General features: G+C 64.0%; 9 protein-coding genes and 1 tRNA gene. 5 read left to right on the top strand and 5 right to left on the bottom strand.

Annotation, left to right across the window (positions count from 1 at the left end; genetic code table 11):
• Positions 1-117 precede the first annotated feature (117 nt).
• Positions 118-188 (top strand) — tRNA-Gly (locus tag L979_RS12185).
• A gap of 158 nt (positions 189-346) precedes the next feature.
• Here L979_RS12185 and L979_RS12180 read toward each other — a convergent pair.
• Together L979_RS12180 and L979_RS12175 are read right to left on the bottom strand one after the other, a co-directional pair.
• Positions 347-1,276, bottom strand: coding sequence for an Fpg/Nei family DNA glycosylase (locus L979_RS12180; RefSeq protein WP_047692475.1), 930 nt, complete (start codon positions 1,274-1,276; stop codon positions 347-349).
• On the bottom strand, positions 1,269-1,793 hold the full coding sequence (locus L979_RS12175) for a ribose-5-phosphate isomerase (protein WP_047692474.1): 525 nt from the start codon (positions 1,791-1,793) through the stop codon (positions 1,269-1,271). The genes L979_RS12180 and L979_RS12175 overlap by 8 nt, the downstream gene beginning before the upstream one ends.
• Before the next feature lie 174 nt (positions 1,794-1,967).
• Here L979_RS12175 and pepN point away from each other — a divergent pair, with 174 nt between their 5' ends.
• Positions 1,968-4,526, top strand: a complete 2,559-nt coding sequence (gene pepN, locus L979_RS12170) for an aminopeptidase N (protein WP_047692473.1) — start codon at positions 1,968-1,970, stop codon at positions 4,524-4,526.
• 194 nt (positions 4,527-4,720) lie between these two features.
• The gene (locus L979_RS12165; protein ID WP_197052150.1) at positions 4,721-5,146 is read left to right on the top strand and encodes a globin; all 426 of its coding nucleotides are present in this window, start codon (positions 4,721-4,723) and stop codon (positions 5,144-5,146) included.
• Between the two features lie 121 nt (positions 5,147-5,267).
• Here the strand turns inward: L979_RS12165 and L979_RS12160 are convergent, their stop codons facing one another.
• Together L979_RS12160 and L979_RS12155 are read right to left on the bottom strand one after the other, a co-directional pair.
• Complete coding sequence (locus tag L979_RS12160; protein WP_047692472.1) at positions 5,268-5,948, bottom strand: hypothetical protein; 681 nt, start codon at positions 5,946-5,948, stop codon at positions 5,268-5,270.
• Between the two features lies 1 nt (position 5,949).
• Entirely contained in the window at positions 5,950-6,432 is a 483-nt protein-coding gene (locus L979_RS12155) for a thioesterase family protein (protein WP_047692477.1), read from the bottom strand.
• A 53-nt stretch (positions 6,433-6,485) separates the two neighbouring features.
• On the opposite strand from L979_RS12155, the gene L979_RS12150 reads away from it, so the two are divergent.
• On the top strand, positions 6,486-7,391 hold the full coding sequence (locus tag L979_RS12150; RefSeq protein WP_047692471.1) for an acyl-CoA thioesterase II: 906 nt from the start codon (positions 6,486-6,488) through the stop codon (positions 7,389-7,391).
• Positions 7,392-7,509: 118 nt separating this feature from the next.
• Here the strand turns inward: L979_RS12150 and L979_RS12145 are convergent, their stop codons facing one another.
• Positions 7,510-8,931 carry an amino acid permease gene (locus L979_RS12145; protein ID WP_052209867.1) on the bottom strand — a complete coding sequence of 474 codons (1,422 nt, stop codon included), beginning with the start codon at positions 8,929-8,931 and terminating at the stop codon, positions 7,510-7,512.
• 51 nt (positions 8,932-8,982) lie between these two features.
• Here L979_RS12145 and L979_RS12140 point away from each other — a divergent pair.
• Positions 8,983-9,225 (top strand): homocysteine S-methyltransferase family protein (locus tag L979_RS12140; RefSeq protein WP_047692470.1); only part of this gene is annotated, 243 nt, incomplete at its 3' end.

The following is a 9,225-nucleotide window of genomic DNA, read 5'->3' as shown; positions in this document are numbered from 1 at the left end:
CCTCCCACCCGCACTCGAGTTTGTCTACGACGCCGGACCTCGGGTACCGTTGCATCGCTCACTGGCACTCGCCTGGTGGCCGGGACAACCCGGTGGCCGGAATGGATTGCAGTGCGCGGGGATGTAGCTCAATGGTAGAGCCCCAGTCTTCCAAACTGGCTACGCGGGTTCGATTCCCGTCATCCCCTCCGAACACGCCTGAGGCCCGGTCATCATGACCGGGCCTCAGTGCTTTGCGCGGACCAACCCGTGAGATCACCACCAAATGATGAGATCACCGGCACCGGGGTGTCATCTCATCAACAGCCGGTGATCTCACGCCAGCCGTGGGCACCCATCCGGGTGGTCAGGTGCCAGGTGCCTGGCAGGTGGGACACCAGTACAGGGTGCGGCCCACCATTTCCGTGACCTCCACGGGAGTCTGGCAATGACGGCACGGTTTGCCGGCCCGTTTGTAGACGTAATTGGCGTGCTCCGGCCACGCTCGCTCGTCCGGGATGCGTGGGCGATCCGCCTGATCCGTGGTGACAATGCGTCCCAGCCTGACGCCGATCTTCAACAGCTCCCGGTTCTCCGTCCACAGCCCACGCAGAACCTCCTCCCCCGCCTGGTTTCCAGGAAGGAAGGGATCAACCTTTTGTCGGAAGAGGGATTCGGCCCGGTAGATGTTGCCGACTCCCGCAATCACCTGTTGTTCCATCAGCAAGGCCGCAATCGGCCGTGCGGATCGACCGGCTCGGGCCACGAACAACCCACCGGTTTCATCGGGGTCCAACGGGTCCGGCCCCAGCCGCTTCAACGCAGCGGCAGCCTCGGACACGGTTTCTACACGACATTCCGTGGGACCCCGCAGATCCGCCCATCCGTGCTTCCCACGCAGACGCACGCGGATGGCACCGCGCGCGGCCTCGGGCACCACCCAACCGTGCTCATCACGCGCACGCCCGTGGCCGTCATCTGCAGCAACCCGGTCAGCACGACGCCGCGGGTTGTCGGCCGTGGCCAAGGATTCGAACTGCTCGTCCCCGGCAAAAGTCCATTTCCCGTAGAGACCCAGGTGTGAACGCATGACCAGGACGTCGTCGTGGTTCTCCGGGGCGGCAAAGTGCATGTGCAGCTGCTTACCAAAGGCTTGGGCGAACACCAGGCGCCGCCCGTTGAGCAACAGTGCACCCCGGGAGAACCGCCCCTGCGGGCTGCTGACCTCCAGGAGCTGACCGCCAAAGACCGAGTTCATGCGCGCGGCCAGGCGGTGAATGGTGTGTCCTTCAGGCACCGGCTTCCGCGTCCCCGTACGGGCGGGCCGTCACATGTGAAAGGTGACCGGAGACGTCCCCGGTGGATTCGAATTCTTCGATCTGGTTGATGCGGCGCACGTGGCGGTCATCGCCGGGAAACTCCGTGGACAGAAAAGCGCGGACGATTTCCAGGCCCTCCTCCGGCGAATGCTGCCGACCGCCCAAGGCCACCACCTGTGCGTTGTTGTGCTCCCGTGCCAACTGCGCCGTGGAGATGTTCCAGGCCAGAGCAGCACGGACGCCGCGGACCTTGTTGGCCGCCATCTGCTCACCGTTGCCGGAGCCACCCAGCACGATGCCCAGGGAGTCCAAGCCGTTGGCGCGATCCTCCATGACCGCCTGAGCTGCGTGGATGCAGAAAGCCGGGTAGTCATCAACGGCGTCGTAGACCTCGGGACCGTGATCGATCATCTGGTAACCGTCGGCGGCCAGATGCTCCACCAAGTACTGGGAGAGTTCTATTCCTGCGTGATCGGTGGCGATGTGGACGCGCATTCGCGCAACTCCTTCACGGTCGGGCGGCACCCGCTGAAACCTGGGCACCTGCCAGCCTAAACCAGCGGGCTCGACCAGAACGTGACGCATGGCATCATGGGGCGATACCCCTGCACGTCTTCCCCTCGTCAGGAAGCGCAACACCTGCGTTTCCGTTGAAAGGACTGCACCACAGTGCCCGGAAAGAACCTCACCCGTCAGGAGGCCGCCGAACGCGCGCAGCTCCTGGAAGTCGACTCTTACGACGTCGTTCTGGACCTCACCACCGGGGACAGCACGTTTCACACGACGACGACGGTGAAGTTCAAGGCCAAACCGGGTGCCTCCACGTTCATTGATGCCTTCACGGCCTCGGTCAACTCGATCCAACTCAACGGGCGTGACCTGGACCCGGCCGAAGTGGCGGACGGCGTACGCATTCAGCTGCCTGAGCTGGCGGCCCACAATGAGCTGACGGTGGATGCGCAGATGTTCTACACCAACACGGGTGAAGGTCTGCACCGCTTTGTGGATCCCGTGGACGGTGAGGTCTACCTGTACTCACAGTTCGAGGTGGCTGACACCCGACGCATGTTCCCGGTGTTCGAGCAGCCGGATCTGAAGTCGCGCTTCACGTTCACCGTGACGGCTCCGGAGCACTGGCAAGTGGTGTCCAACCAGCCCACTCCTGAACCCACCGCCGCCGGTGAGGGTAGCGCCACCTGGGCTTTTGGTGCCACGCCCCTGCTGCCGCCCTACATCACTGCCCTGGTGGCCGGGCCGTATGCAGTGGTCCGGGACCAGCTGACCTCAACGGATGGGCGCACCATTGCCCTGGGTGTGTTCGCGCGGCAGTCCCTGATGGAGCACGTGGACTCGGAGCAGATCTTTGAGATCACCAAACAGGGTTTTGAGTTCTACGATTCCCAGTTCGACTCGCCTTATCCGTTTGAGAAGTACGACCAACTTTTTGTGCCCCAGTTCAATGCCGGGGCCATGGAGAACGCCGGGTGTGTGACGTTCGTGGAGGCCTATGTGTTCCGGTCCCGGCCCACGCAGGCGCGGGTGGAACGCCGAGCCACCACCATCCTTCACGAGCTGGCGCACATGTGGTTCGGCAATCTGGTGACCATGCGTTGGTGGAACGATCTCTGGCTCAACGAGTCCTTTGCCGAGTACGCCTCCACCCTGGCCCAGGCGCAAGCCACCCGGTACACGAATGCCTGGACCACCTTTGCCGCCATGGAGAAGTCCTGGGCCTTTGAGCAGGATCAACTGCCCACCACCCACCCGGTCAAGGCCGAGATCAACGATCTCGAAGACGTCCTGGTCAACTTTGACGGCATCACCTACGCCAAGGGCGCCTCCGTGCTCAAGCAACTTGTGGCGTGGGTGGGCCAGGAACAGTTCATGGCCGGTTTGCGCACGTACTTTGCCGAATACGGATGGGCCAACGCGGAGCTCTCCGATCTGATGGCCGAGTTGGAAGCGGCCTCCGGACGCGACCTCAAGGACTGGACCGCGCGCTGGCTGGAGACCGCCGGGGTCAACACCCTCAGCCCGGACTGCGTGCGCAATGACGACAACATCATCACCTCCTTTGCCATCGAACAGACCGCAACGGAGGACTACCCCACGCTGCGCCCGCACCGGCTGGCTATCGGGTTCTACGACGTCGACGGCGCCACGGGCCAACTGACCCGCAACCACCGCGTGGAGATCGACGTGGACGGCCCCCGCACCGAGGTCCCCGAACTCATTGGCCTGGAAGGCCCGGATCTGGTGCTGGTCAACGACGACGACCTTGCCTACACCAAGATCCGCCTGGACGAGTATTCGCTGGACACCGCCACGGAGCACCTCAAGGACTTCGCAGAATCCCTCCCCCGCGCACTGGTGTGGCAGGCCGCCTGGGACGGTGTTCACGACGCCGCCGCCCCGGCCCGCGGATACGTCCAGACGGTGTTGAACAACATCGGTGCGGAGACTGACTCCACCACCGTGCTGGTCCAGCTGCGCCAGTTGGACACTGTTCTGGACTCTTACATTGCAGCGGAAGACCGGGAGGCGATCGACGTCGATGCCGCTGAGCGACTGTGGCACCTGGCCCAGGCTGCTGAACCAGGATCGGACAACCAACTGCAGTTCATCCGCGCCTACGCCCGCCGTGCCCGGACCCCGGAGCAGCTGGACCGGGTGGATGCGCTGGATTCCGGCGAGCTGCCGCTGGACGGTCTGGAGATTGACACTGACCTCCGGTGGGCCCTGTTGATCTCGCTGGCCGCCGGCGGGCGGGTTGACTCTACTGGAGTGGAAGCCGCCTTGGAGCGGGACAATACGGAGCACGGTGCCATTGCGGCCTCCCAGGCGCGTGCTGCCATTCCCACCGCAGAGTCCAAGGCAGCTGTGTGGCACGCCGTGATGGAGGAAGGGTCCATGCCCAACTCCTTGCAGGAAGCCGCCATTGCCGGCTTCCAGCAGGCACCGGATGATGACCTGCTGGCCCCGTACGCCGAGCGGTACTTCCAGGCCGTCACGGGCATCTACCGCGAACGCTCTCATGAGATCGCCGAACAGATTGCCGTGGGCATGTTCCCCCGCCATCCGGTGCAGGCCACTGTGGATGCCGCCGATGAGTTCTTGGCGCAGCTGCCGGGTGATCTCAACGGTCTGCGACGCTTGGTGTTGGAGGGTCGGGACCGTGTGGCCCGCGCTGTGGCGGCACAGGCCGTGGATGCGAAGGCGCAGGCATGAGCCAGGATTCTGCTCCGGTTCAGGGTGGCGATCCGGTTCAGGGTGGCGATCCGGTTCAGGGTGGCGATCCGGCTGAAAACCACGCGGTCCAGGCAGCGCCTGACGCCACAGCGGCAACCAGCCCGGAGGCGGCCGCAGCTCCCAGCACGCCGTTGATTCCTGTGGGGCGCCCGCTATCCGCCATGCGTCGGCCCATGAAGCAAGTGGGCGACAACCGGGATTCGGCTGAGTCATCCGGTGGGGCCTCTGCCTCGTTCTATGACCAGATCGGCGGGCACCAGACCTTTTCCAAGCTGGTGCACGAGTTCTACAAGGGTGTGGCCGCAGACCCCGAGTTCCGTGCCATGTACCCGGAGCAGGACTTGGAACCGGCGGAACGGCGCCTGCGGATGTTCCTGGAACAGTACTGGGGTGGACCCACCACGTATTCGGAGGAGCGGGGGCACCCACGCTTGAGGATGCGCCATGTGCCGTTCCGGATCGACTCCCACGCCCGGGACACGTGGCTCAGGCACATGCGCGCGGCGGTGGACACCTTGGAGCTGTCTCCGCTTCATGAAGGCATTCTCTGGGACTACCTGGAACGCGCAGCCCACTCGTTGGTCAACGCTCCGGGCTGACCCTCACATCCGCCCAGCAGCGACGTGTGCCGCCCATCAAAGCTGATGGGCGGCACACGTCGCTTCGCGGCCCCTACGTTGGGGACCGAACCGTTGGGGACCCAACCGTTGCAGGTGGCTCTCAGCTGCGGGTCAGGACGAATCCCCCGGGGCAGGAGAGCCTGCTCCAGGATCCGTTGACGGCAACGGCCACCTGGGAGTCGTCATCCGAGCGCAGGAATCCCAACGCCCAGGCCGCAAACGCTGCACCGTCCGGGACCGTGCACAGGCTGTTGCCGTTGTTCTCACTCAGCTGCCCCCACTCGGAGACCCGACTCCACACGGCTGAGCGCACGCGCTGCACCATCTCCTTGCCCGAATCGGTGGGAACGGTCTGGGCCACTTCTTCCGTGCCGGCCTTGGCCGTGAGCACCAGGTCTTGGGCGTGAATCATGCCTGCAGGCTCCCAGCCTGACAACGACGGGGAGATCCCGGCCCAGGATGCTTGATCGTCATAAGGAGGCAGGCGAAGCACGGCGTCGTCGGCCCCTTGGAACCGCGGCATGCGGTCCAGAACGGACCCCACGTTCACCACGGCATCCAAGGTGGACGGCTCCCCCAGTCCAGCCGTGCGCAGGCCCAGGACCGTGGGGGTGGAGTCCAACAAACCGGCACGGGTCAGCACACAGGTCCAGATCCCCACCGCACCGCCCACGCCTTGGAAGCGGACGGCGGCGTCGTCGTTGATGGTGCGAGCCCGGGTCAGGTACGTACGGACGTCCTCCACGGACGTGGGGTCCACAAGTTGGAACGAACGCCCCATGTCAGTGGGCCTGCGGGTGCTCGGGACGACGACGGAAGTGCACCGGCTGCGCCGAATACGCCTTCAGGAAGGTGATCTGTTCCTGGCTCAGGGCCTCCGGACGTCCTGACTCACGGCCGATCTGGACGGTGGTGGACTGGGCCATGGCAAAGATGGTTCCGCCGTCGTGATCCTGGAGATGGTAGTTCAGCACGTAGGAGGATCCACCGATGTTGGACACCCAGATCTTCACCTCAATCGGCTCTAAGCGGTAGTGCAACTGCGCGGTGTACTCCACCTCCTGGCGTCCCACCACGGTCAGGCGCTGGCCCGTGAGCTTGCGGAACGAGGTACCTTCCGGGATGCCCTCCAGGCCGTGGATGGGCATTTCGCTCAGACGAACACGGGCATCCTCCAGGTACTGAAGTTGAACCACGTTGTTGGCGTGGCCGTAGGAGTCGATGTCACTGAAGCGCATGTGAATGGGGACGCTGAGGGAAGTCATGGGAACCATGGAAACACACGGGGCCCACCCTTGAGCCCCGTAAAGTAACGGCCATGACCTCTCAGCAGAATCCGGGCACGGAGCATGACCCCACACAAGCCTTGATCCACATGCTCAATGTGAGCGAACAAGGCGGGATTCGGACGTTGGAAGACATTTTTGTGGGGCAAACCATCTCCTCCCCACGCGGATCCGTGTACGGCGGGCAGGTCATGGCACAGTCCGTTCGCGCGGCCATGGCCACCGTGGATGAGGAGCGCACCATCCACTCCATGCACTGCTACTTCCTGCGGGCAGGCAACATCCACGAACCCATCACCTTTGGCGTGGAACGCATGCGCGACGGCAGGTCATTCTCCACTCGACGGGTGCACGCCTATCAGTTCGGCGCTCCCATTCTGTCCGGGATCTTCTCCTTCCAGACGGAATCCTGCGGCTTGGACCACCAGGACGAGTGCCCCAAGAACATGCCGGATCCGGAGGACCTGCCCACGGCCGATGACCTGTTGGGGCATCTGGATCTGCCGCAGGCAAGGGCTATTGCCAAGGAGCGCCCGTTCGACATCCGCTACATCACGCCCGCCATTTATCTGAGCCCGGCTGAGCGCCAGGAACCGTTCAACGCGGTGTGGGTACGCACCCACAAGCGTCTGCCGGATGATCCGCGGCTTCACCAAGCCGCCCTGGCCTACGTGTCCGACTACGTGATGCTGGAACCGGCCCTTCGGCGCCACGGGAAGTCCTGGATCGAACCCGGCATGGCCATTGCCTCCCTGGATCACGCCATGTGGTGGCACCGGCCGGCCCGCGCGGATGAATGGTTGCTCTACGTCCAGGCATCACCGTCTGCTTCTGGTGCCAGGGCCCTGGGAGAAGGCCGGATGTTCGACCGTGACGGTCATCTGGTGGCCACCACCATGCAGGAGGGCATGCTCCGCTTCCCGGAGTTCCGCGACTGAGGTCGCCTGAACCTCGCCTGAGACACGACGAACCCTCACGTGACTCGCCCATCAGCAGCTGATGGGCGAGTCACATGAGGGTTCGTGAACAAGTGCTGCGTGAAATTTCAGTCGCGGGTCAGGCGGTGACCGCTCGACGTCGTCGTTTCAGCACGGCGTGGGCCAGATAGCACAGCGCCACGAAAGGCACGGTCCAGTACAGGGCGGCACGCTGGTTGGGGTCAAAGACGATCAACACGCACGAGGCCAGGCTCATGACCAGCGCCAGCATCGGCACCACGGGGTAGCCGGGAACCCGGTAGGCCAGCTCGGTCACGCTGTGGCCCTCGGCAATCCACCGACGCCGGAAGTTCAGCTGGGACCACGCGATGGCCACCCACACCAGCATCACGGCCAAACCAGAGATGGAGACCAACACCAGGTACAGGGTCTCTGCGGCGTACACCGAGCTGAGCAGCGCCAGCAGGCCACCCACCATGGAAGCGGCCAGCGCAACGGACGGCACGCCGAATCGGTTGGTGCGCCGGAACACCGCCGGAATGGTGCCCTCGTTGGACAGGGACCACAGCATGCGGGTGGAGGCGTAGAGCCCGGAGTTGGCGGCCGAGAGAATGGCGGCCAGGATCACAAAGTTCATGATGTCCGCGGCAAACGGAATGCCCATGGACCGGAAGACAGTCACAAAGGGGCTCTCATCCACCCCGGCTTCCTTCCACGGAATCAGTGCGGCCATCACAATGATCGAGCCGATGAAAAACACGGTCAGACGCCACAGGGTTGCGTGAATGGCCTTGGGCACCGTGCGGGTGGGGTCCTTGGTCTCGCCAGCGGTGATGCCGATCAGTTCCGTTCCGGAGAACGCGAAAGTCACGGTGAGCATGGTGGCGAACACGGCACCGATGCCGTTGGGGAACAACCCGCCATCGGTCAGATTGCTCAAGCCGGGGGCGCCGTCGTACCCACGGACGTTGATGATCCCCACGATCGCCAGGACACCCAACACGATGAACAGGATGATGGCGGCCACTTTGATCCCGGAGAGCAGAGTTTCCGATTCAGCAAAGGCACGCACGGAGATGGCATTCAAGGTCACGATCAGCACAATGAACACGGCACTCCAGACCCACACCGCCGTGTCCGGGAACCACTGCTGCATGATCAACCCAGCACCGGTGAACTCAGACCCCAGCGCAATGGTCCAGGTCAGCCAATACAGGACGGCCACGGTGAAGCCGGTGCCCGGTCCGATGAACCGGGTGGCGTACACGTGGAAGGCGCCGGTCTGCGGCATCGCCACGGACAACTCGCCCAGGCACATCATCACCAGGTACACCAACACCGCACCCACCGCGTAGGCCAGGACGGTACCGAACGGGCCGGCCTGGCTGATGGTGTAACCGGAACTCAGGAACAGCCCGGTGCCGATCACCCCGCCAAAGCTGATCATCATCAGGTGACGGGTTCCCATTTTGCGGCGCAGGGAAGGTTCGCTGGAGACCGGTTCCGAGGTGGTCTCCGTGGTGCTCTGGGGCGTCGTCATGGTCAGACCTTAAGTGCGGGCCGGGCAACCCACGGCGGTAGCGTTGCCTACATGACCCTGCGTGACCTGCTCCAACACCAAGTGGTTGTTCTGGACGGAGCAATATCAACAGAACTTGAAAAACACGGCGTGGAGACCTCCAACCAGTTGTGGGGCGCGCTGGCCCTGGATTGCGCCCAGGACGCGGTCCGTGCCGTGCACCGCGCCTACCGGCAAGCCGGCGCCCAGGTGCTGACCACCAACACCTACCAAGCCACCGTGCCTGGATTCATGGCCGCCGGATTCTCCGCCGAC

The organism is Kocuria sp. ZOR0020, from assembly GCF_000800955.1.
Taxonomy (GTDB): domain Bacteria; phylum Actinomycetota; class Actinomycetes; order Actinomycetales; family Micrococcaceae; genus Kocuria; species Kocuria subflava.
This window is presented reverse-complemented; position numbering and strand designations above follow the sequence as displayed.

Coding starts and splice junctions, on each gene's coding strand:
- L979_RS12175 (WP_047692474.1), bottom strand. CDS start 1,793: ATGCGCGTCCACATCGCCACCGATCACGCAGGAATAGAACTCTCCCAG.
- L979_RS12165 (WP_197052150.1), top strand. CDS start 4,721: ATGAAGCAAGTGGGCGACAACCGGGATTCGGCTGAGTCATCCGGTGGG.
- L979_RS12160 (WP_047692472.1), bottom strand. CDS start 5,948: ATGGGGCGTTCGTTCCAACTTGTGGACCCCACGTCCGTGGAGGACGTC.
- L979_RS12155 (WP_047692477.1), bottom strand. CDS start 6,432: ATGACTTCCCTCAGCGTCCCCATTCACATGCGCTTCAGTGACATCGAC.
- L979_RS12150 (WP_047692471.1), top strand. CDS start 6,486: ATGACCTCTCAGCAGAATCCGGGCACGGAGCATGACCCCACACAAGCC.
- L979_RS12145 (WP_052209867.1), bottom strand. CDS start 8,931: ATGACGACGCCCCAGAGCACCACGGAGACCACCTCGGAACCGGTCTCC.